This window comes from Gordonia sp. i37 (assembly GCF_002043085.1).
Lineage (GTDB): Bacteria > Actinomycetota > Actinomycetes > Mycobacteriales > Mycobacteriaceae > Gordonia > Gordonia polyisoprenivorans.
Window position 1 is genome coordinate 1 of sequence record NZ_MVPX01000584.1, and the last position, 22999, is coordinate 22999.

Consider the following 22999-nt stretch of genomic DNA (forward strand, 5'->3'; position numbering starts at 1 on the left):
CCGAACAACGCACCGTCCTGGAACAACACACCGAACAACTTGCGGATCTCATACAGTTCCTTCGCCGAACACTGGGTGATGTCAGTGCCGTCGATGATCACCGACCCCTGCTCCGGATGCAGCAAACCGATCAACGTCTTCAAGAACACCGATTTACCGGTACCCGACGGACCCAACAACGCCGACACCTCACCCTCGGGCAAGGTCAACGACACATCACGCCAAATATTCTGCGAACCAAACGACTTGGTGAGGTTGGCGACGCTCACTTCGACACCCATGATGGATTCCGTCCCGTCGTCTCAGTTGCCGGGCGCCGGTGCCGAGCCGGCAGGCGCGGGGGCAGCGGGAGCCGGGGATGCGGGAGCCGACGTCGCTGCGCCACCCGGGGCGGTGCCCGCCGGAGCGTTGCCACCCGAAGCGTTGCCATCGTCACCGGTCCCCAGATTGGTTCCGATGCCGCTGATCTCGCTGATCTGCCAGTTCTGGTTCGGGTCGATGGTCACCTTGTAGGTGGCCGTCGATTCGATGCCGTCGGGAGCCTGGGCGTTCTTGGTCGTCACGTTGACGAACGCCACCACCTGGTAGGTGCCATTGTCCTGCGAGACGACCTTGGCGGCGATCGGCTCGGCGGTCGAGGACCACTGCAGCGGCACGATGAGCTGCTCCATCGACTGCGAGGCCTTGCGGAGACGGTCGGCGAGTTCCGGAGTGGTGTTCTGGGTCAGTCGTGTGCGCCAGTCGTCGGGGTTCTGGTAGTTCATCTGGGCTGCGCCGGTGGCGTAGTCGAGGGCGACCTTCTCGGCCCGAGCGCTGTTCGCCGTGGCCGACTTCATGTCGTCGACCTGCCCGGAGACCGCGACCAGTCGCCAGCTCAGTACGGCGATGACGGCGACCACCACCACCGCCAGCACCCCGAGCGCGAGGGTGCGCATCGATACCGATCGCGCAGCGAGACGACCGGTCTTCGACGGCTTCTCGTCCTTCTTCGACTCATCCGTCTTCTCAGTGGTTTTCGCGTCGCTCGTCGTGCTGCCGGTGGAGTTGCTGTCGGTCGTGGCCGTGTCCGTCGTGGCCGTGCCGGTCGTCGCACTATCGGTGGTGTCGGTGCTCTCGTCGGCGATGCCGTCCACGGAGTCCTTGGTTGCTGAGGTCATGGGTGGGTCTCCTTCGTCAGGTGTGAGATCGTGCGTGCGCTGTGGCGCCGGTGGGGTCATCGGTGCTATCGCCCCCCTGCGGGCACGTGGATCGTCAGGGCGCCGTTCGGCTGCGTCGAGGCGAGCATCTGGTCGAGGACGCGGCCGAGGTCGACCGTGCGCAACGAGGCCGCCCCCGCTCGCGCCGCCGGGAGCAGGTTCACGCCGATCACATTGAGGTTGGCCGAATTCTCGTCGAGGAACTTCTGGAGTTCGGCGAACAATGGGCTCGCGCCGTACTTGACGCCGTCGTAGAGCGGTCCACCGAGGACCACCGCATCACGCACCGAGGCGAGCAGCCCCTCGAATCCCACCCCGAAGCCGTTCATCAACGGTGTCGTCTGCCGCAACAGATCGGGGATCGGTCCGGTCCGCATGATCAACGGCTGCAGGGTACTCAGCAGAGACACCATCGCATCGGACTGCTGGGTGAACTCGTCGGCGAACAAACGGCCGGCGCGGTTGAGACTGCCGATCACCTCCTGACCTTCGGGAAGTCCGGTGTTGAGCTCACCGAAAACCCGTTGTACCTCTTGCGGATCGACCTGGTTGAGGATGTCGGTCAATCGCTGTGAGAGTTCTTTGAAGGTGGTGGGCACGGTGACCTGCTGCGGATCGATCCGGGCATTGTTCTGCAGGTACGGACCCGCCGTGCTGTTCGGGAGCACCGCCACATAGGCCTCGCCGAGTGCCGAGAGATTGTCCACCCGGAACGCGCTGTTGGCAGGAATGTGGTCGGAATCGGGGTAATCCCAGGTGATCACGGCACCCGAGGTGGATTGACTGATGTCGGTGACGTGCCCGATCTCGATGCCCCGCAACAGTACTCGCGATCCCACCAGAAGACCGTTCGTGTCGGGCACGGTCATCGAGGCATGCCGGGCACCGGGCGAGGCGATGTGCAGACCCACGTTCAGGATGTAGGCGATCGACAATCCGGCCAGCACCAGCATGGCCAGGACCGACACACGTGTCTTGGTGATCATCGGATCGCTCCCAACATGCGCAGCAGATTCTTTGCGTCCCCGATGAGTTGGCCACCATCGCCGCCGGACACCGAGGTCACGTTCACCGACGGATTCTGGGCGAAGGGCAGCAACGTGCTCTGCAGGAACTCGGTCAGTTCGGCGCCTGCATCGGGTGCCTCGTCCCACATGCCGCGGCCGGCCATCGTGGTCGCCGCGACCGAACGCAGCATCGGGATCAGCCAGACACCACCGATGAAGATCGAACCGACCGACGGCAGGAGCGTGCTGATGTGTGCCACCACCGATGTCGCCACGCGATCCCAATAGTGGGCGGCCTCCGGCCCGAACACCCCCGCGATCTGCGGTGCCACCCGCCCGAACATCAGCGACGTCTGGTTCATGCCGTCGATCAGGCGGTCGAGCTCATCGGTCTGACCGGCCAGGTTGTCGAGGTCCTTGGCCACCGTCGTCGACATGCGGCGCACATCGGGAATCGAGGGCATCGTCTTGTTCAACGTGGCCATCGTGTCCTGCGCCTTCTGGATACTGCCGCCGTTGACGAAGTAGGCCAACACGGCGATCGTGTCCTCCAGCGTGGGCGGAGAGGTCGTCCGGGCCAGCGGCACCACTCCCCCGTCCTGCAGGTAGCCGCTGTTGTCGGGACCGGCGGCCGGTGGCGTCAACGCCAGGTAGGTGTCACCGAGCAAGGTGTTCTGCCGGATGATCGCCTTGGTGTCGGCGGGCACCCGGGTGGAGTCGCTGAGGCCGATTTTGACGTCGACACCGTTGGCCGATTCCGACGTGCTCTCGACGGTGCCGATCCGAATGCCGTTCATCATGACGTCGGCGCCCGCCGGGAGGTTCAGGACACTCGCGAACTGCAGGGTGACGTGGTAATCGGTGCTGACTCCGGCCCGCACCGACGGTAACTTGTTGGGGCTCAGGGACGAACATCCTGTCGCCGCGGCCATGATCGTCACCGCCAGCACGAGGGCGAACACGGTGGTGAGGTGTCGTCTGGTCATCACTGGCCCGCCTTGTCGAGCAGAAGTGTGAAGAGGTTCATTGTCGTCGTCCGTCCCGCGTCGCATTTGACCCGCAGTGCCGAGCATTGCGCAGCCGAAAGTGCCACTCCCGGAGCACGATACGGAACCGACAGTCCACCTGCTGACTCCTGTTGATTCAATGCAGCGGAGATGGAAGGCACCATCGCATACAACTTCTGCAGATCCGGTGCGCGTGCTGCCGCCAGCGCGATGAGGTCCTTGACCGGTCCTTGGACGATCGGCCAGATGATGGAGCCATAGTTGCGCTGGATGTCGTAGATCGTGGCCACGGTCCAACCGACACCCACGTCGAACTTGGAGACGTCACCGAACAGGGTCGTCCCCTTGGCCGCGACCGTCGGCATCTGGTTGAGGATCGACATGATGGACCCCCAGTCCTGCAGTGCGTTCTGCGTCAGCGGAGCCATGTTGGCGATCGCCGATCCGATGTTGGCGACGAAGTCGTCGGGGCTCCTCGCCGCGGCCGAAGCGTGTTCGAACATGCTGTTCGCGGTGTTGCCGGTACCGGCGAGCGCCTTGTCGATACCGTCGAGCGACCCTTGCAGGTCCGGACTCCCGTTGTCCGACAACGACTTGAGGAAGTCCGACGCCGAGCCGGTGATCTCGGAGATGCTCTTGGGGGTGAAAGAGTTTTCCTTGGAGATGCAGTGTCCCGCCGTCAGCACCGGGCCGCTACGGTAGTTGCCGACCAGTTCCACGCTGCGATCGGCCAACAGTGACTTGGATCGGGTGACCGCCTGGACATTCGCCGGGTAGGAACGGCCACCGTCGAGCGAGAACGTCACCCGGACATGGTCACCCTGCGCCTCGATCTTGGTGACCTTGCCGACCCGATATCCCATCTGGGTCAACGGGTTTCCGACGTAGAGGCCGATGGCATCGGGGAGATCGGCACAGAAGCCGTCGCCACCTGCGGAACCGTCGGTGTCACCGGAGTTGGCCGAACCGACACCGACCGCGAGCACGGTGGCCGCGACCGCGATCACCGCGGCGATCGACAGGCCGACGAGCCCTCTTCGACGAGACATCATCAGCAGTCCTTCCCCGGTACCGGGATGCAGAGGTTGTTCAGATCGACCGTGCCGCCGCCGAGTTGACGCATCCCGTCGGGACCGATCCACTGCGCCAGCCGATCCCGCAGGCTGAGGAGACCGTCGATCGCCGGCCCCATCTGCTTCTGCCAGGCGAGGATCGCGTCGCGGATCGCATACACGTTCTGGCGCACCAGATCCGAGTGTTCGAGATAGAACTTCTCGAAGGGCATCAGCCGCGAGAGAATCGATCCGAGCAACTTGTAGGTGTAGTTGAAGCCCGCGGAGTTGTTGTTGTAGGTCGTCACCACCGTGTCGATCTTGTTGATCAGGTCGAACACGAACTCCCGATTGGCGTTGAAGGTCTGCAGATACTCCTGGGCCAGAGCGGCGATCTGATGGACCTGGGTGCGCTGCTGGTCGAAGACGGCGGTGATCGAGTTCATGCCGTCGACGATCGAGCGCAACGAGGTCGAGTTGCCTTGCAGGGCTTGGGCAACCTGTGCCAGGTTGGCATTCACGGTCGACGCTTTGACGTCGTCGGTGACCTTGGGTGCCTGCTGCAGGACATCACCGATCGAGTAGGGAACCGAGACCCGGCTCGTGGGAATCGTCGCGGCGGTCTCGGAGCGGCCGAGCGGGATCAGCGTGACCGCGTAACCGCCGACCGGGGTTAGCATGCGGACCTCGATCCGCGACAGGTCTCCAACCCACGTGTTCTTGTCGATGCGCGCATCGACGGTGACCGCGTCCTGCCCGATGCTGATCGAGGACACCTTTCCGACGCTGACGCCGGCGACGCGGACGTCGGCGCCGGTTTCGATCGCCGACGCGTCGGTGGTCTCGAACGAGATCGTCTTCTGGTCCGGTGGCCGGATGTAGATGATCCCGAGTACCCCGAGGACCACGATGGCCAGGACCACCACACCGATTCCGAGGAGTGCGTCGCTGGAACCGCACCGATTCAGCCACGAACCCCGTTGTGTCACTTTGTGCACAGGACCACCTCGCTACCGCTGAGAAGCACTTGCACGTCGGAGGGCAGTTGCGCGCGCCCGTTGGTGCAATGGGTGTTGACCGCGCCGCGTGTCTGGGTGGTCTTGAGTCCCGCCAGGGTGTTCGGCATGAGCGTGAACGAATTCAGCGCGTCGGTCATCGTGTGGAAGACATGGGTCAGCAATACGTCGACATCGAGATCCGGGCTGACCCCGAGCGAGGCGAGGATCTGCTCGATGGGTTCGAGTAGCGCCGGACCGTAGGTCGCGGTCTTCGGGAACTCGCCGAGCACCTTCATCGCGTTGTCGATCGGCTTGTTCACCGCCTGCATGAAGGCCAGCACATACTGCGATCGTCCGCCCATCGAGTCGGAGATCCGACCCATGTTCTGGGCGAGGGTCGAGATGACCGCCTGCCGGTCCTTGGCGAAATCGGCGAGCTTCTGGGTGCTGTCGAGCATCGGTCCCAGTCCGGAGCCGTCACCCTGTAACAACGCGATCGCATTGGCACTGAACGCGTTGATCTGATCACTGTTCATGGTCGCCAGTACCGGCTGCAGGCCGTTGAACAGTTGGGTGATGTCGAACGACGGAGTCGTCTTGTCGGCGGCCAGATGGGTCACCGGCTTTCCCGGTGTGTCGCCGGACTCGACGTCGACGTACCGCACACCGGTGAGGTTCTGGTACTTGATCGCGAGCTTGCTGGTGTCGGTCAGCTTGTGCTGGTCGTCCATCGTGAAGGACACGTGGACCACCGGCGGGCCGTCGGCGCTGCCCTGCTGTAGATCCACACCGGTGACCTTGCCGATCCGCATCCCTCGCGTGCGGACGTCTCCGTTGACATGCAATCCCGATGCGTCGGTGAAATCGGCTGTGTAGGTGTCGGTTCGGATGTTGTCGACCGGGTTGCGCATCGCATTGACGACCAGGATGAACAGGAGCACGGTGATCACCGCGACGGCGGCCACCTTGGCCCCCGTGATGAACATCCGCGTATTCGGTGACATTATCGGGTCCCTCCCTGCGTCACGGTGGTCATCCGGGCGAGCGGGCCGGCCATCGCCGGCATGCTGTCCAGGACGATGCGCAACTGCAGCGTCTTCTGCTGGTCGGTGCCGGTGAACGACGACTCCAGACCTGCCAACGCTGCCCGTGCCTTGGCCACCGTGGCGCCCCCGCCGATCGCCGGGGGCAGCGGATCGGTCAGGTACTTGATGATGGTCACCAGCGGGGTCAGTTCGGTGCCGTGCGACGCCAAGAGCGCACCTGCCTTTCCGAACAGGTCGTTGGCAGCAACGGTCAGCGAATCGTCGGTCAGGTTGTGGAAGCCCTCGTTGACCCCGCGAGAACCGTCGGGCAGCTTGTTGTAAGGGCTTTCGGTGATCGCGTAGAGCCCGATCATCGTCTGCTCGGTAAACCCCGGGAAGGAGTCGAGGACATTGTTCACGCGATTGATCAGGGTCGCCGGCAACTGCTGCTGGGTGCGCGCCACGTTGTCGGCGAAGATGACTCCCGTCTGGATCAAGGGTGCCAGGCCGTTGGCGTAGCGCATCACCTTGTCGAGGCTGTCGATCATGTCGCGGGTCAGTGAGCCGTCCACCACGATCGACCCCCGCTCGAGCATCGTCGACATCGTAAAGTCCGGTGCGGTGGTGCGGTCGAGGGTCTCACCATCGGTGAGTGCCTTTCCGCCGCGCTGGGCGACCAGGTTGACCGCGGTGACCCCGAAGTAGTTCTCGGGACGGAAGTCGACACTGAGCGAATCGGTCAACGTCTGTGCCGCCGCATCGTTGAGGACCACCGCGAGATGTACCGAATCGGCGCTGGGCGCCACGATGTCGGTGACCTCACCCACCTCGGCTCCGCGTAGCAGGACCTTGGAACCCGACTTGATGCCGGGGCCCAGGGCGGGCACGACGAAATGGATGGTGGTGCCGCTGGGCGCCTTGGCCTTCGGGTAGACGATGGCCACCGCCGCGATCAACACGATGACCACGGCAAGCGAGCTGAGCCCGGCGATCACGAGGGTACGCATCTGACCACGGGTGCCACCGCGCAGGAAGTCTTGACTGGTGAATCCGGCCACGTCAACCCCTAAAAGGCAATGCGGGGTTGAGTCCCCAGATCACCACTGTCATACAGAAGTTCAGGACAACGATCGCGACCAGGCTGGCGCGGATGGCCCGACCGGATGCCGCGCCCACGCCGGCCGGTCCGCCGCTCGCGAAATAGCCGTAGTAGCAATGGATCAGCGTGACCACAGCGCAGAAGATGAGAGCTTTGGCGATGGACGCGAGGAGATCCGGCAACGTCACGAATTGCGCGAAATAGTGGTCGTAGGTGCCCGACGGCTGACTGTGGAAGGTCTTGATGATGATGCCGCCGGTGATGAAACTGACCACGACTGCCATCAGGTAGCTCGGCAGCACGACGAGCATGCCGCCGATCAGACGGGTGCCCACCACGAACGGGATGGCCCGCAGCCCCATCACCTCGGTCGCGTCGATCTCCTCGGAGATCCGCATGGCGCCGATCTCGGCGGTCATTCGGCATCCGGCCTGGGCGGCGAAGCCGATTCCGGTGATGATCGGGGCGACCACGCGAATGTTGCCGAAGGAACCGATGATTCCGGTCAGCGCACCGAAGCCCAGGAGGTCGAACGCCATGAAGGCCTCGATCGCCACCACCGCGCCGACGGCGATTCCGAGGAAGAACATGAGACTGACGACGCCACCATCGACGATGATCGACCCACTGCCCCAGGCCATGTCGTTCATCGTCTTGAGGGTCTGCTTGCGGTAGTGGCGGATCGTGGTGGGCAGCAGCGCGAAGGTCTTGCCCACGAAGACCACGATCTGACCGAACTGGGCGATGGCGCCCAAGATCTTGTCGATGACGGTGCGGGATGCACGTACGGCGAAGTTGTCTCGCGTTGCGATTCTGTTGGCGGTCATCGGATCACGCCAACTGCGCCGGGAAGAACATGGTCTGCAGCTGGCTCACGACGAGATTGGTCATGAAGATGCAGAACACGCTGAGGACGACCGAGGCGTTGACCGCGTTGGCGACGCCCTTGGGCCCGCCTTTGGCCTCCAGCCCGCGCAGGCTGGCGATGATCACCACGATCACGGCGAACAGCAACGCCTTGACCACCGAGAAGATGAGGTCGACCGGCGTGGCGAAAGCACCGAACGACTGCCAGAAGCTGGCCGGCACCACGTCGTTGACGTTCGCCGAGATGGCCAGGCCGGCGGCGACGCCGGAGGCGACGATGATGATGCACAATGCCGGCGAGATGGCCACCATGGCGATGAACCGCGGGACAATCAGTCGCTGAACGGGATTGACGCCCATGACGCGCATCGCCTCGATCTCTTCGCGGATCGACCGCGCCCCGAGGTCGGAGGCGATGGCCGATGCCGCGGCACCACTCATCAGCAGCCCCGCCGCCATGGGTGCGCCCTGGCTGACGACGCCGAGGCCGCTGGCCGCACCGGCCAGGGAGTTCGCACCCACCTGGTCCATGACGCCACCGACCTGGACCGAGACCTCGGCTCCGATGGGCACAGCCATCAGTAGTGCCGGTAATGCGGTGACCTTGAACAGTTTCCACATCTGTTCGATGACCTCGCCCAGCGCGAGTCGCAAGGTGAGGGTGTCGGTGACGGAGAACCGGACGACCTCCATTGCGAGCCGGGCCGAACGGCCGATCGTGTTGATGCTGCGGACCATGCGGTCCACGATCGAATCGATGACCTTCCGGACTCCCGCGCCGACGGCCACTGCGGGCCGGCGTCTGTCGAGCGCGCTGACGCTCATCTCCACCTCTTTCACTTCAGGATTCACCGCGTGCGATCGGGACATGACCGCACGGGGACCGGGCTACCCGCCGACTGCGGGGTGATGTGGGGCTAACCCATGACGCGCCGCAGGATTCGCCTCATCCCCGGGCTGTAGGGCGGATAGGCGAATGACGGATCCGGTCGAGCCGGCTTGCGCAGCACCGCTTTGTGATGGCTGAACGTGTCGAAACCGAACTTTCCGTGGTATCGACCGAGCCCCGATTCTCCGACGCCACCGAACGGCAGCTCGGGAACAAGGAGCTGATAGAGAAGGTGATTGACGCCGACCGCGCCGGACGAGGTCTTACCGACGACGAGGTCCTCGGTGCGTCGAGAATTGGTGAAGAGGTAGAGCGCCAAGGGTTTCGGCCGCGCATTGATGAACTCGACCGCGTCGGCGACGCTGGGCACCGAAATCAGCGGGAGGATGGGGCCGAAGATCTCCTCGGTCATCAGCTCCGAGGTCGGGTCGGGATCGGTGATCAGCGCCGGCGTGATCGTCAGCCGATCGATGTCGGTGTCGCCGCCGTACTGTTCACCGCCGTGCGAGCCCAGCACCTCCGAGAGCCGATCGAATTGACGGCGGTTCACGATGTGGGTCGAGTCGTTGGCCGCGTGGGCGGGCAACTCGGCGAGGAGTCGTTCGACGAGAGCGGGCCGAACGGAGTCCTCGACGAGGACATAGTCGGGGGCGATGCAGGTCTGGCCCGCGTTGATCGACTTCGCCCAGGCGATGCGTCGCGCGGCGACCTCGATATCGGCATCCTCGGTCACGATGACCGGGCTCTTGCCACCGAGCTCGAGGGTCACCGGTGTGAGATGGCGTGCACTGGCCTCCATCACCGCCTTGCCCACAGTGGTGGACCCGGTGAAAAAGGTGTGATCAAACTGCAATTCAAGCAGCGCGCGGTTGATCTTGCCGTCACCCAGCACGACGCGCACCGCGTCCGGGTCGACGTACTTCGGCAACTTCTCGGCGATCATCCGCGCGGTGGCACCGGCGACGTCGGAGGGCTTGACCACGGCAGCATTGCCGGCCGCCAGGGCACTGACCAGTGGCTGAATCGTCAACAGCAGCGGAAAATTCCACGTTCCGAGGATGAGTACGACGCCCTTGGGTTCGGCGACGATGCGAGCCTTCCCGGGGGCGGTCGCAGCACTCACGCGCACCCGCGACGGCTCCATCCAGGTCGCCAACTTCGTGAGGGTGTGCCGGATCTCGTGGCGTACCGGGCCGATGTCGGCCATGAACGAGGCCATGGCCCCGCGGCCGAGATCGGCACTGATCGCGTCGGCGATCTCGTCCTCGCACTCGTCGATGAAGCGCAGCAAACCCTCGAGTTGCGCCACCCGCCATGAATACGAGCGCGTGCGGCCGGTGCCGAAGGCCGACCGCGCGCGGTCCACCTCGTCGGCCACATCGGCGGGACGGGTCGTCCCCCGCAACTCGGTAACGCTCATCTGATCTCACCCCAGACGGATCGAGCGGTGGGCCTCAACGGACGGCCACACCGGGTCGTGCTTTGTTTGGACAGCGCGAGCATACAATGTGTTCAGACGTGACGTCAATCACTTGGCAATGGTGCTGTCGTGCACCCGACACTGCCGTCTCCCACCACGAGCGGGGCTGTGGCATTGTGATGTGGAACACGAAACGAACGACATGACGTTAACAGACACGAGACGTTTCATGTCAAGTGTCACCAGCTAAGTTTTCACTCTGCTGCAGGTCCGCCGCTTGTGAACACCTTGTCTGGACAGAAAGTTCTCGCTACTGTGCACAGGTGACCGATTGGGAGAAGATCCGCATTTCGCAGGTAATCGAGGTCCATCGCAGAGGATCGGCGACGCGCGTGACGCTTGCGCGACCGCAGGCTCTCAACGCCTTTGACACCTCGCTGCAGTCCGAACTCCGGAACACACTCGACGAGCTCACGGCCGATGATTCCGTGCGCTGCGTGGTCCTCACCGGGGCGGGCCGTGCCTTCTCCTCGGGAGCCGATCTGACGCTCGACGACCTCGGTCCGCAAACCCGGCTGGCTCCGCGTACCGAGGAGGAGCTGCGGATGCGCTACAACCCGACGATCCGTGCGATCCGCACCATGCCCAAGCCGGTGATCGCCGCCGTCAACGGCACCGCCGCGGGGGTCGGATGTGCACTCGCGCTCGCCTGTGATCACGTGGTGGCCGTCCGGTCTGCGAGCTTCGTCCTGGCCTTCTCCCGGGTGGGTCTGACCCTCGACGCGGGCACCTCGGCGCTACTCGGTGCGCGTGTCGGATTCGGCCGTGCCACCCGGATGGCCATGTTGGCAGAGCCGGTGGACGCCGACACCGCGCTGTCGTGGGGGATGATCGACGCCGTGGTCGACGACGACGCGCTGGACGCTCGGGTCGATGAGGTCGCCGAGCATTTCGCCACCGGGCCCACCCGCTCCTACGCCGCCACCAAACGCAGCCTCAACGCCGCACTGCTCCCCCATCTCGACGAGGCCTTCGAAACCGAGATCGCCGGGCAGACCGAGCTGGTCGACTCCACGGACTTCCGCACCGGGGTGGACGCCTTCATAAATCGGCGCACACCGCAATTCACCGGTCGCTGAACAGAATTCGGTGCAGACCCGCACGTGTGGGCGGGTGGTGTCAGCGGCGTCCGTAGACGGCTGCGTACAGGAATCGACCGACCATCTCGGTGACCGCAGCCAGATCGGCGAGGTGCTCCTCGCCGGCCAGGGCACCGGCCACGGCTCGTTCGATCGTCCACAAGATGACCGCCGCATACGCCGGCACGGGCGGCCCCGCAGGTGCGAGTCCGGCAGCACGATCGGAGTCGATGATCGACTCCAGGGTCGTTTCCATGGCGTTCATCGCCGCGAGATACTCCGCGCGCAGTTCCGGCAGACGCGGCCACGCGTGGACCGCGTTGCGGATCACCGGACCGGCGAAACCCTCCAGATTGAGCCACTCACCGACCTGGGCCAACAGCCTCTCCGGCTCGTCGCGATCGATGTCGGCCAGCCCGCGTAGGCCCGCCACGATGTCGGCCGCCGCCTCGCGGAACAACACCACGAAGGCGTCTTCCTTGCTGCGGAAGTAGAAGTAGAACGATGCGCGCGAGATGCCGGACTTCTCCAGGATCTTGGCCACGCTGACATCGGCGAGGCTTTCCTCGACGAGGAGCTCGCGCATCGCCTGCAGAATCGCCGTCGCGGTTTCTCCCTCGACGACGGGTGCGGTGATCTCCGGCATCGGTGATCGTTCGAGATCGGTTGCTGCAGATGAACCCTTGTCGGATACAGCCTCGTGACGTCCACCGAAGATCGCCGCCTCGTTGACCGCACGCAGCGGTGCCACCACGTCGTCGACCGTGGCCAGTCGCGGATCGAGCCCCCGCGAGCTGACGTAGAACACGCGCTCGGCCGCACCGACGAGCATGGTGGCGATCATGTCCGGCGGCGAGCCCGTCGGAGCTTGGCCCGAATCCCGCTCGTAGACAACCTGTTCGGTGATCGCATCGACGAAGCGCGCATACATGCGCTGCCACGCCGCGGCCACTGCCGGTTCGCTGTGCATGTGCTCGATCACCGAGCAGATGACTGCGCCGTGCGCAGACCACATCTCGAGCGTGCTCTCCAGACTCGTGCCCATCCGCTGAGCGCGGGCCTTACCCGGAGTCGTGGACCACGGCGCGTCCTGGCCGTACGAATCGTCGAAGACCCGTCCGAGCAATGCGACGAGGACGTCGTACTTGTTGGCGAAATAGTGGTAGAAATTCGCCCGGGACAGTCCGGCGGCGCGCAGGATCTGCGCCACCGTGAGTTTCTGGAGCGACGTGTCGCGCAGCAGTTCTTCCGTCGCGGCGAACACGGCCAGTTCGGCGGACGAGGTGCCGTCGAACTCGCGGGGTCGGCGCCGCACGAAAGAGCCCTGGGTCATGACCATGACTTTACATTATGTCCGGACACGTAGTATTGACGCTTCTGCGCCGGATTCTTCCGCCTTGGGCACTTCCCGGCGCCTACCGATTCCGCCGAGAAGCGCGGCGTCGAACTCGTCGGGGCATTCGAGCATCGGATAGTGCCCACAATCGAGTTCCACCAGCGTCGAGGCGAGGCGATCACGCACCCATCGCGCGCCGCGCACGGACAACGCCGGATCGGCAGTGCCGACGATCTGGGTCACCGGTACCGAGAGATCGTCGAGGACATGGGTCTGATCGGTGCACATCAGCGTCCGCATCGCCGCGTGCGCGGCCCAGGTCGGCGTCTGCAGCGACACACGATGGAGCCAGTCGAGCGTCTGCGGATCGGGATCACCCTTGAACGGGTCGCCCACCGCGCTGCGCCGCAACGCAATTCGATCGGCATGCTCGGCGCCGAGGATTGCGGCGAGTGGCTTGTCGGCGGGCACGCCGAAGGCGAAGGCGTCGGTACGCGAGGCCGACACCCCATTGGATGCCACCATCACCAGCGCGTCGACGAGGTCGGGGTGGTCGTGGGCCAGACGCAGCCCGACCATCCCGCCCAGCGACCAACCGACCACGACCGCATGGTCGACACCGAAGGCGCCGAGCAAGTCGACGGCGTCGGCGACGAGGCCCTCGATCTCATATCCCTGCAGTGGCGCATCGGAATCGCCGTGTCCGCGCTGGTCCATTGCCAGCGCCCGATAGCCGGCGGCGGCCACAGCACCGAGTTGTCGGTCCCACACCTCTCCGCTGAGACTCCACCCGTGGATGAACAGGACCGTCGGACCCTGCCCCACCTCGCGGACATTGATCCGTGTGCCGTCGCGGGTTTCCACGAGCTGCCCGCTCATGCCCGCGCCCCCGTCGGACCGACCGCACCGGGACCGCCGTGGAATGTCGCGATGTCGCCCGCCTCCTGCCGCTCGGTGCGGTACGCGTTCACCGGGTCGTCGAGGTCGGGGTAGCCCAACGAGATACCCAGCAGCACCTGACGATTCTCCGGGTAACCGAAGTAGTCGCGCAGCACCGGCGCCTGGGTCGCCAGCGCCGCCTGCGGAATCGTGCCGATGCCGCGACTGTGCGCTGCGAGCAGGAAATTGTTGACGAAGAGACCACAGTCGACGGCCCCGTACGTTCCCAGCGCCCGCTCTGTCGTCACGACGGCGACATGGGGTGCGTCGAAGAAGTCGAAGTTGCGCAGGGTTTGTCGTGCCGATGCCGCGCGATCACCCTTGGCGATTCCCAGGCTCTCATAGAGCTGCCATCCACTGGTCCGCCGCCGATCCCGGTAGACCCCCTCATACGCGGTCGGGAACTCGATGTCCGGATTCTCCTGCGGGCCTTGCGAGATGGCCTCACGCAGCGCATCGCGCAGAGCGTCGGTGGCCGACCCGGTGGTGATGTCGATGTGCCAGGGCTGGGTATTGCACCACGACGGTGTGCGACGGGCGATGTCGAGGACCCGGTCGAGCTCTTCGCGCGGAATCGGTTGCGGCAGAAAGGCACGACAGCTCCACCGGGTCGACAACAACCTGTCGAGCGCGTCGGTGGCCACCTCATCGGCGGATATGTCGGACGCGGCAGCGACGCCCACGGGGTCGGCGGTCATGACGGCACCTTTCGTCTGTCGGACCTCGTCGTCCGAGATCTCCCCACCGCACGCGGGAAACGGTGCGGTCGGCCACACTCTTCGTACATGCGGCCATACACTGAGTGTAGACATAGTGTTCACCACGGTCTACCCTGAGTTGTAACGGCCATCACAGGGAAACCGCCCATCACACCGCGATCCACAGGAGGCGACATGACCACCACTGAGCCGAAGCCCACTCGTGAGATGACCTTTCGAGGAGACCTCGATGTACCGCCGGGTCTGCCGAAGGGCATCGATCTGGGGCGAATCGCCAACAAGGACAAGGCGATCGCCATGTACGGACGCGAGATGGTCGAGACATTGACCGATCACGCGCTCCTCGCCGACGACTACGCCTACCAGGCGATGCTCGACTTCAAGGACAAGAGCAACACCACCAGCTGGCGCACCTTCGACCGTGCCCTCGAGAACGGCATCGATTCCATCGACGATCCCACCCCGGGCCTGGTGGCGATCTTCGAGCAGCTCGATCGGGTACCGGAGTGGGTCGATTTCGACCAGCTCTATCGCGGGGCGGTGGCCTTCTGGCGTGCCGGCCCCATCGTGCCGCCCGTGCTGGCGTGGGGCGCAATCGCCGGTGGGTTCTCCATGTACAGCGCCACCCGGCCGGTTCTGTTCAGCGGACGTCTGCGGAAGATGGATCAGGTCGGTACCCGTCTCATCGAGAGCTTCCGATATGTGGTGGCCGCCTACACGCCCGGGGGCATGCATCGCTACGAAGACGGCTTCCGGCTGACCGCCAAGGTTCGGATGATCCATGCTGCGGTCCGCCACAGCCTCGGCAGCTCCGACGCGTGGGACTGGGCCAACTGGGGCATCCCGATCAACAACCTCGACGGCATGGTCACCCAGGCCGGACAGTTCGGTGTCAAGTTCATCGATGCGGTCCAGAGCTCCGGAATCCGGTACAGCGACCGTGAACTCGAGGACATCTTCGCACTGAGCCGCTACGTGGGATACGTCATCGGTGTCCCCGAGGAGATCTTGCACACCGACTACGAGGACGCGCGACGCAAGACCGAGTTGCACACCCTGATCGAACTGCCGCCGGACGAGCTCTGCCGCGACGTCGTGCACTCGATCGTCGAGTACAGCGTGGAGAACCCGCCCGGGGACGTCGAGGTGTTGCCCGGCCCGGTCGCCAAGTTCATGACCAACGAGCGCCGCCTGAAACTCGCCTACGGACTTCTGCATTCGTGGATTCCGGCCGACGTCATGGAAGGCCTCGAAGCGGAGAAGACGCCGTGGCGCCACATCCTGCCGACCATCCGTCCCGCGGTCGCCCTGGCCAGCCGCGTCGGTCGACTCCTTCCGCATGACGACGAGCGCGCCGCGTTCACGATGCTGCGTCAGTTCAACGACGCGATCAAACTCCCCGACGGCTCCAACAAGGAGATGGCCGTGGCCAACCCCGACGAGGTGCACGCCGACATCGTCGCCAACAAGGGCGGTATGCCGACCGTGTCGCACGCGTGACCGCTGCTGCGGCACCGCTCGACGGTGTGCGCGTGATCGAGCTCGCGGGTATCGGTCCGGGCCCGTTCGCGGGGATGTTGCTCGCCGACATGGGCGCCGAGGTCATCACCGTCGACCGTCCCGGCGGCAATCCGTGGGCGGTGGCCGGCCACGACATCCTGTTTCGCAGTCGACGCCACGTCGCCGTCGACCTGAAGAGACCCGAGGGCGCCGAGGTGGTTCGCCGGTTGTGCGCCGGGGCGGACGGACTGTTCGAGACGTTTCGTCCCGGCGTCGCCGAGCGCCTCGGGGTGGGGCCACAGGACTGCCTCGCCGTCAACAGCGACCTCGTGTACGGGCGGATGACCGGTTGGGGGCAGACCGGGCCGCTGGCGTCGACGCCGGGTCACGACATCAACTACATCGCCCTGACCGGCGCGCTACACGCCATCGGCCGGGCCGGCCAGGCGCCGGTCGCCCCATTGAATCTCGTGGGCGATTTCGGCGGTGGCGGAACGTTTCTCGCGCTCGGCATGCTCGCCGGCATCGTGTCCGCCCGGGCCGGCGGCGGAGGGCGCGTCGTCGATGCTGCGATGATCGACGGCGCCTCGTCGCTGATGTCGATGTTCCATTCCTATCGCGCCGAGGGCGACTACACCGAAGAGCGTGGAACCAACCTGCTCGACACCGGTTCGTTCTTCTACGACGTGTACCCGACACGCGACGGGAAGTGGGTCAGTATCGGGGCCATCGAGGACCAGTTCTGGGTCGAACTGTGCGAGGTCCTGAACCTACCCGAGGCGATGCGCTCCGGTCATCGTGACCCCGAGCGCTTCGACGAGTACCGGACAGTGCTGGCCGATCGGATCGCCGAACACAGCCGCGACGAGTTGGACCGCCTGTTCGCGGGCCGAAACACCTGTTACGCACCGGTTCTCGCGTTGTCAGAGACGGCGGATCATCCGCATCACGTCGAGCGTGGGACATTCGTCGCGATCGACGGCGTCGTGCAACCCGCCCCCGCACCACGCTTCGACGGCGTTGCGCCGACGCAGCCGCGCAGTCGTCGTTCTCCCGGGGCGGATTCCGACGATGTCCTGGCCGATGTCGGCTTCAGCGATTCCGAGATCGGCCGGCTGTGCGACTCGGGCGTCGTGGCTTCCACGAACTGACCGTACCCTTACGTAGGCCGTCGGCCCGACCGTTCTCGGTCGGGCCCACGGACTCGTTTCTGCTGGTTCACAATCCGAGTGAACGCCCGACGATCTCGCGCATGATCTCGTTGGTGCCGCCGTAGATCCGCTGGACGCGCGCATCCCGCCAGCGGCGGGCAACCTCGTACTCCTCCATGTATCCGTATCCGCCATGCATCTGCAGACACGTGTCGAGTGCCTCGAATTCGAGTTCGGTGGTGAGGAACTTCGCCCCTGCCGCCTCCGCCGCGGTCAACTCCCCGGAGTTCTGCGCCTCGATACACCGGTCGACATGTGTGCGGGCCATGGCAACTCGCGTGTGCAGCTCGGCCAGCCGAAAGCGATTGGCCTGGAAGCTGCCGATGGACTGCCCGAACGCCTTGCGCTCGCCGGCATAGTCGACGGCCAGCCGGACGGCGTACTCGGCGCTGGCCACCGCCACCACCGCCATCGACAACCGCTCTTGAGCGAGATTGCCCATCAGGTAGTGCAGACCCTTCCCCGGCTCACCGAGGACGTCGGTGTCGGGGATGCGTACATCGGCGAAGAACAGTTCGGCGGTGTCCTGCGCCCGTCGTCCGATCTTGTCGAGTTTGCGGCCGCGGGTGAAACCCGGTGCGCCGTCGGGTACGACGAACAACCCGAATCCCCCACCGTCGGACTCACCGATACGCGCGGCCACGATGACGAGGTCGGCCTGAATCCCCCGTGTCACAAAGGTCTTGGACCCACTCAGGCGCCAACCGCCGGGCTCACGCACCGCTGTCGAGGTGATGGCACGCAGATCCGATCCGGTACCGGGTTCCGACATCGACACCGCGATCGCGGTGTCGCCGTTGACGATGCCGGGCAACCACCGCGCCTGCTGTTCGGCGGAGGCGATGTCGAGGAAGTAGGGCAAGACGATGTCGTTGGTCAGCGAGAAGCCATCGCCGACTGTTCCGGTGCGGACGACCTCTTCATCGAGGATCGCGTTGAACCGGAAGTCGCGCTGCCCGGCTCCCCCGAATTCCTCCGGCGCGGAGAAACCGACGAATCCCTGGGCGGCGGCCAGCGACCAGAATTCGCGGTCGACGAGCCCCTGGGCCTCCCACTTCTCGGTGTGTGGCACAGCCTCTTTGGTCAGGAATGCCCGCACACTGTCGCGGAACTGGTCGTGTTCGGGCTCGAATATGGTGCGCTTCATGCGGTCAGTCCCATCGACTTGCCCACGATCTCCTTCATGATCTCACTCGTCCCGCCGTAGATACGCTGGACCCGCGCATCGACATAGGCACGTGCGATCGGGTACTCGGCCATGTAGCCGTATCCGCCGAACATCTGCAGGCATGCATCGACGACGCGTCCCTGCACCTCGGTCGCAGCGAGTTTGGCCATGGCGGCCCGATCCGCGCCGAGTTCACCGGTGGCGTGATCTCGTAGGCACTCGTCGACGAAGGCACGAACGACCTGGACCTGCACATGGGCATCGGCCAGGGTGAATCGCGAATTCTGGTTGGCGGCCAACGGCTTACCGAACGCGGTGCGCGTCATGATGTGATCGCGGGCCAATTCCACCGCCCGGTTGGCGGCGGCGGTGCTCGCCACCGCGATCGTCATCCGCTCCTGAGGCAGATTCGACACCAGCTGCCGGAACCCGCTGCCCGGCTCCCCGAGCACGTTGTCCACCGGCACCCGGACATCGGTGAACGACAGTTCCGCGGTGTCCTGGGCGTGCATCCCGATCTTGTCGAGATTGCGGCCTCGCTCGAATCCGGCCATCCCACGCTCGACGACCATCAACGACAGTCCATTGTGCCGGTCGCCGGTCTCGGTGCGGGCGGCCACGATGACCACATCGGCGTTGATCCCGTTGGAGATGAACGTCTTCGAGCCGTTGAGAACGTAATGATCTCCCTCGCGCACCGCGACCGCGGTGATGCCTGCGAGATCCGAGCCGGTACCCGGCTCGGTCATCGCGATGGCAGCGATCAGTTCACCGGAGGCCAGACCGGGCAGCCAGCGCGCCCGCTGTTCGGTGGTGCAGTATCGCAGAAAATACGGAACACAGATGTCGTTGTGCAGGTTGATACCGAACGACATCACCCCGGCGTCGGCGACCTCCTCGGCCATCACCGCGTTGAACCGGAAGTCGTCGACTCCTCCCCCGCCGTACTCCTCGTCGATGGCCATTCCCAGGAATCCGTGAGAACCGGCCTCGGCGAACACCTCTCGGGGGAACAGTCCTTCGGCTTCCCATTTCGCGTAGTCGGGTACCACCCGCGTGTCCAGGAATCGGCGGAAGCTGGCGCGGAAATCCTCGTGCTCTGTCTCGTAGACCCGGCGTACCGGGAATCGTGTGTCGTTCGTCATGAGTGAACCATACATCCTATCTATACAGTCTGTTCAGCGCGCGTGACGAGGCGTCGGAGTGCAGGCACATCCGGTCGATACCACCGGGTCAGTGGTATCGCCTCGACCTCGACGATCTCGACGCGCCCCGCCGCATCCGAGACCCCCTCGAGCACCAGCCGCGCTCTCCCGGAATCGAAGACCTCGCCGGCCTTGGTGGCGATGGCGGCCAGCACTTTTCGCCGCTCGGTGATCACCGCGACCGCTGCGACGCCGGGCACTCGTGCCAGCGCGTCCTCCACCTCGCGGGGCCGCAACGGCCCGGCCTGGGTGGTGATCGTGTCCGACGATCGTCCCCCGGGCCAGAAGTCACCCTCGGCGTCGACGGTGAAATCCTCACCGGTGTCGACCCAGGCGTCATGGGCATCGAAGACTCCGCGCATGGGCACATCGTCGGCGTACGGATGCCCGCGATCCACCTCGACGAGCAACCTGCCTCGGTCACCTCGCTTGGCCTTGCGCACGTATCCCTCGCCATCACAGCGCAATTCACCGGTGTCAGGGTCGATGGCTGCCAGCTCGACGCGCGCGGTGCCGGGCAGTGGCCGGCCGATGGAGCCGATCTTGCGCCCGGAGACGTTCGCCAGGATCGCGTCGGTGCGCACCGGGACGAACATCTCGAGGATCTGTGCGGGCGCGAATCGCTCGAGAGCGTCGCGCCAGACCGTCGTCGGTATACCGGAACCGATGAACAGCCGCACCGGGTGATAGGCCTCGTCCGGACCGGGCGGTTGATCGAGCAACAGCCGGAGCATGCTCCAGGTATACGGAACGACCGTTGCACCGTAGTGCCGCACGTCCGACCAGAAGGTCTGCGGGTCAAAGGAATCGGTCAGCGCGACCCGCGCGCCCACGGCGACCGGCGCGGCCGTCGCCAACAGCAGTCCCGATGCGTGGTACAGCGCATTCGCCGAATACACCGTGTCGGACTCGGTGAGGGCGGCCGCCGAGGCGGCACCATACGCCGACAGCGCCCAGCGCCGGTTGGTCACCGGGATCGACCGGATTCCGTCGGGCCCGTCACCGAAGAGCACGAAGCCCAGGTCCCGACCACGTCCCGGATTCGGTCGATACCAGTCCGGGGTTCGCACGGCGGAGGCGTCGATGCTGTCGAGATCCTCTGCTGTACTCGACTTCTCGGCGGTACTCGACTTCTCGGCGGTGCTGGGCTTCTCGGCGGTGCCGGACTTCTCTGAGCTGCCGGAACCACCGATCACGTGTGTCCGTACACCGGCCTTGCGCACCTCATCGAGATGACTCGCGTCGACGAGCACGCGGCGCGCGCGCCCGATGCGCAGTTCGGCGGCGATGTCGCTGCCCGGTCGCAGGAGCACGGCCACCGCACCGATGCGACTCAGAGCTGCTGCGGTCCAGAGCAGCACGGCCCCCGAATCGACGAGCACCCCGACGTGCTCGCCACGGCGGACGCCGACCCACAACAGCCGCAGGACCAGGTCGTCGACCTCGCGTGCGACGTCGGCGCGGGTGTGGGCGCGGCCGCGGTAGAGCAGGCAGACCGCGGTGGGGTCGCGGTCGTACGCCTCGGCGAGCAGCCCACCGTAGGACACCGTCGTCGATCCTCGGACCCGTTCCAACCGCAACAATCTCGGCACCTGATTGACCGCTTCGGTGGTGACCTCTGCCAGCGCTCCGGTGGCGCGCCCCACCACATCTCGTGCCAGGCCGGGCGCCGCGAGCATGCCCTCGGTGCCCGCGTTGAGCAGTTGCCGTACCGTGCCGCCGCCCTCGGGTTCGCGTTCGACGAGGCCCACTTCCCGCGCGTCCGCCAGGTTCTCCGGCCGCTCGTTGCGGCCACCGATCCATCCCACCCACCGAGCGACGGTCGGCCAGGTCTCCCGATTGGCCCGTGACCCCACTCCGAGGCCGAAGTGCCCGGTGGGCATGGTGCATTCCCAGACCTCGGTGTGTGGCAGACCCTTGACGACGTCGCGGACCGCGCGCGGCGGCGCGAAGGCGTCGTACTGGCCGGTGAAGATCAGGACCGGGCAGGTGATGTCGGCCATGGTGACCGCGCGGCCGTCGAAGACCAGGCCGCCCCGCACGAACCGGTCATTGGTCATCGACTCCATGACCTCGGCGATGGCGGGCCCCGGAAAGGCGATCCAGCCCTCGTTCGAGAGGAAGCGGCGTTGACGCTCTCGTGGGAGCAACGCGTCGCGGTCGCCGAGCGCCATCAGGTACTGCAGACGTTGCTTGGCCGTGGCGATCGGAGAGGTCCAGCTGAACAGATTCGCCGATGCCCAACCGGGCAGTCCGGTGCGCGAGAGCACCCCGATGCCGAGTTTGCTGATCGCCGAGAAGATCTCCTCGGGCAGGTCGAGTCCCGGTAGCGAGAGCGGCTCCATCGGACTGCCGAGCGCGAAGATACTCGCGATCGACTCGGTGCGGCGCAACGCCGCTGCCTGATAACAGAACAGTCCGCCCTGGGAGTATCCGCCGATGTGCACGTCGCGGCCGACGGTTCGGCGTACGGCGTCGATGGCGTCGGACACCGCGAGGACGTGGTCGGTGACGTTGCGCTGCAATCCGTTCGGCTCCGCGGCCGGGTCGCCGAAGTCGACGACCCACGGGTCCATACCGGAATTATGCAGGTGCGCAACGGCACTGGTGGACGGTGACACGTCCCATACATCGGCACTGAGCATCAGCGGCGGAACGAGCAGCACCGGATCACGGTCGGGCGACGTGCGGGTCTCGGCGGTGAAATAGCGACGCAACGTCACCAGCGGCGTGCGCAGCATGACGTCGTAGGGCGAGGGCTCCTCGCCGGTGTCGAGGCCGCCGAAACGCAGGTATTCCACCACGTTGGCGACCGTGTGGACGGTGTGGGAAATGCGGCTGCCCAGACCGTCGTCCGTCGGAGAGTCCGTCACGTCGGTGCTCGCCGTGTCGTTCTTCGCCGTGTTGTTGTTCGTCACATCGTTGTTCGTCACATCGTTGTTCGTCACCGTCGGTTGCCCTTTCGATCCATCGGTTGCGAGCCAGGAGCAGCGAGGTCGGACGCTGCTGCGACCTCGGCGAGAATGTCGGCGACGCGTTCCGGCGCGTCGATCTGGGGTAGGTGGCCGGCACCGGGAATCATCACCAGCCGGGTACCGGGGACGGCCTCGATGAAGGCGTCCGCGCCACGGACGTCGCACACCGGGTCGGCCGACCCCCAGACGAGCGTGATCGGCCGCCGGAAATCGTCGACGGACCACACTCCCTGCTGTATCTCGGCCA

The 22999-nt window shown here is 65.3% G+C and carries 21 protein-coding genes; 3 read left to right on the forward strand and 18 right to left on the reverse strand.

The genetic code is table 11. The annotated features are described in order from the left end of the window. From B1964_RS28225 to B1964_RS28275, 11 genes are all read right to left on the reverse strand, one after another. Positions 1–281, reverse strand: a 281-nt coding sequence (locus tag B1964_RS28225; protein ID WP_139765923.1) for an ATP-binding cassette domain-containing protein, incomplete at its 3' end; no start/stop codon positions are given. 21 nt (positions 282–302) lie between these two features. Then, positions 303–1157, reverse strand: coding sequence for a hypothetical protein (locus B1964_RS28230; RefSeq protein WP_079932149.1), 855 nt, complete (start codon positions 1155–1157; stop codon positions 303–305). 65 nt (positions 1158–1222) lie between these two features. Further along, the gene (locus tag B1964_RS28235; protein ID WP_006373059.1) at positions 1223–2182 is read right to left on the reverse strand and encodes an MlaD family protein; all 960 of its coding nucleotides are present in this window, start codon (positions 2180–2182) and stop codon (positions 1223–1225) included. Further along, positions 2179–3189, reverse strand: coding sequence for an MlaD family protein (locus tag B1964_RS28240; RefSeq protein WP_079932150.1), 1011 nt, complete (start codon positions 3187–3189; stop codon positions 2179–2181). Before B1964_RS28240 ends, B1964_RS28235 begins: the two co-directional genes overlap by 4 nt. Then, entirely contained in the window at positions 3189–4262 is a 1074-nt protein-coding gene (locus B1964_RS28245) for an MlaD family protein (protein WP_079932151.1), read from the reverse strand. Before B1964_RS28245 ends, B1964_RS28240 begins: the two co-directional genes overlap by 1 nt. Continuing rightward, positions 4262–5251 (reverse strand): MlaD family protein, encoded by a 990-nt coding sequence (locus tag B1964_RS28250; protein WP_079932162.1) that lies wholly within the window; start codon positions 5249–5251, stop codon positions 4262–4264. The genes B1964_RS28245 and B1964_RS28250 overlap by 1 nt, the downstream gene beginning before the upstream one ends. Further along, a complete protein-coding gene (locus tag B1964_RS28255; protein WP_253194250.1) occupies positions 5248–6246 on the reverse strand; it encodes an MlaD family protein in 999 nt (332 codons plus the stop codon). Before B1964_RS28255 ends, B1964_RS28250 begins: the two co-directional genes overlap by 4 nt. 17 nt (positions 6247–6263) lie before the next feature. After that, positions 6264–7343 (reverse strand): MlaD family protein, encoded by a 1080-nt coding sequence (locus tag B1964_RS28260; RefSeq protein WP_079932153.1) that lies wholly within the window; start codon positions 7341–7343, stop codon positions 6264–6266. Position 7344: 1 nt separating this feature from the next. Beyond that, positions 7345–8211 (reverse strand): ABC transporter permease, encoded by an 867-nt coding sequence (locus tag B1964_RS28265; RefSeq protein WP_006373065.1) that lies wholly within the window; start codon positions 8209–8211, stop codon positions 7345–7347. 4 nt (positions 8212–8215) lie between these two features. Continuing rightward, positions 8216–9076 (reverse strand): ABC transporter permease, encoded by an 861-nt coding sequence (locus B1964_RS28270; RefSeq protein WP_006373066.1) that lies wholly within the window; start codon positions 9074–9076, stop codon positions 8216–8218. 92 nt (positions 9077–9168) lie between these two features. After that, positions 9169–10560, reverse strand: coding sequence for an aldehyde dehydrogenase family protein (locus B1964_RS28275; RefSeq protein ID WP_079932154.1), 1392 nt, complete (start codon positions 10558–10560; stop codon positions 9169–9171). A gap of 323 nt (positions 10561–10883) precedes the next feature. Here B1964_RS28275 and B1964_RS28280 point away from each other — a divergent pair, with 323 nt between their 5' ends. After that, positions 10884–11699, forward strand: a complete 816-nt coding sequence (locus tag B1964_RS28280; RefSeq protein ID WP_079932155.1) for an enoyl-CoA hydratase-related protein — start codon at positions 10884–10886, stop codon at positions 11697–11699. Between the two features lie 40 nt (positions 11700–11739). Here the strand turns inward: B1964_RS28280 and B1964_RS28285 are convergent, their stop codons facing one another. Genes B1964_RS28285 through B1964_RS28295 form a run of 3 tightly spaced genes read right to left on the reverse strand, consistent with a single transcriptional unit; the run spans position 11740 to position 14672 of the window. Next, a complete protein-coding gene (locus B1964_RS28285) occupies positions 11740–13038 on the reverse strand; it encodes a TetR/AcrR family transcriptional regulator (protein WP_079932156.1) in 1299 nt (432 codons plus the stop codon). 9 nt (positions 13039–13047) lie between these two features. Next, complete coding sequence (locus B1964_RS28290) at positions 13048–13914, reverse strand: alpha/beta hydrolase (RefSeq protein ID WP_079932157.1); 867 nt, start codon at positions 13912–13914, stop codon at positions 13048–13050. After that, positions 13911–14672: a nitroreductase gene (locus B1964_RS28295; protein ID WP_079932163.1), complete on the reverse strand. Its 762-nt coding sequence runs from the start codon at positions 14670–14672 to the stop codon at positions 13911–13913. Before B1964_RS28295 ends, B1964_RS28290 begins: the two co-directional genes overlap by 4 nt. A 195-nt stretch (positions 14673–14867) precedes the next feature. On the opposite strand from B1964_RS28295, the gene B1964_RS28300 reads away from it, so the two are divergent. Together B1964_RS28300 and B1964_RS28305 are read left to right on the forward strand one after the other, a co-directional pair. After that, complete coding sequence (locus B1964_RS28300) at positions 14868–16193, forward strand: oxygenase MpaB family protein (RefSeq protein ID WP_079932158.1); 1326 nt, start codon at positions 14868–14870, stop codon at positions 16191–16193. Next, the gene (locus B1964_RS28305) at positions 16190–17344 is read left to right on the forward strand and encodes a CaiB/BaiF CoA-transferase family protein (RefSeq protein WP_079932159.1); all 1155 of its coding nucleotides are present in this window, start codon (positions 16190–16192) and stop codon (positions 17342–17344) included. The genes B1964_RS28300 and B1964_RS28305 overlap by 4 nt, the downstream gene beginning before the upstream one ends. A gap of 67 nt (positions 17345–17411) precedes the next feature. Here the strand turns inward: B1964_RS28305 and B1964_RS28310 are convergent, their stop codons facing one another. From B1964_RS28310 to B1964_RS28325, 4 genes are all read right to left on the reverse strand, one after another. After that, on the reverse strand, positions 17412–18551 hold the full coding sequence (locus B1964_RS28310; RefSeq protein ID WP_079932160.1) for an acyl-CoA dehydrogenase family protein: 1140 nt from the start codon (positions 18549–18551) through the stop codon (positions 17412–17414). Further along, the gene (locus tag B1964_RS28315; protein ID WP_079932161.1) at positions 18548–19732 is read right to left on the reverse strand and encodes an acyl-CoA dehydrogenase family protein; all 1185 of its coding nucleotides are present in this window, start codon (positions 19730–19732) and stop codon (positions 18548–18550) included. Before B1964_RS28315 ends, B1964_RS28310 begins: the two co-directional genes overlap by 4 nt. Positions 19733–19737: 5 nt before the next feature. Next, positions 19738–22710, reverse strand: a complete 2973-nt coding sequence (locus B1964_RS28320; protein WP_253194251.1) for an alpha/beta fold hydrolase — start codon at positions 22708–22710, stop codon at positions 19738–19740. A gap of 11 nt (positions 22711–22721) precedes the next feature. Further along, positions 22722–22999 (reverse strand): alpha/beta fold hydrolase (locus B1964_RS28325; RefSeq protein ID WP_253194252.1); only part of this gene is annotated, 278 nt, incomplete at its 5' end.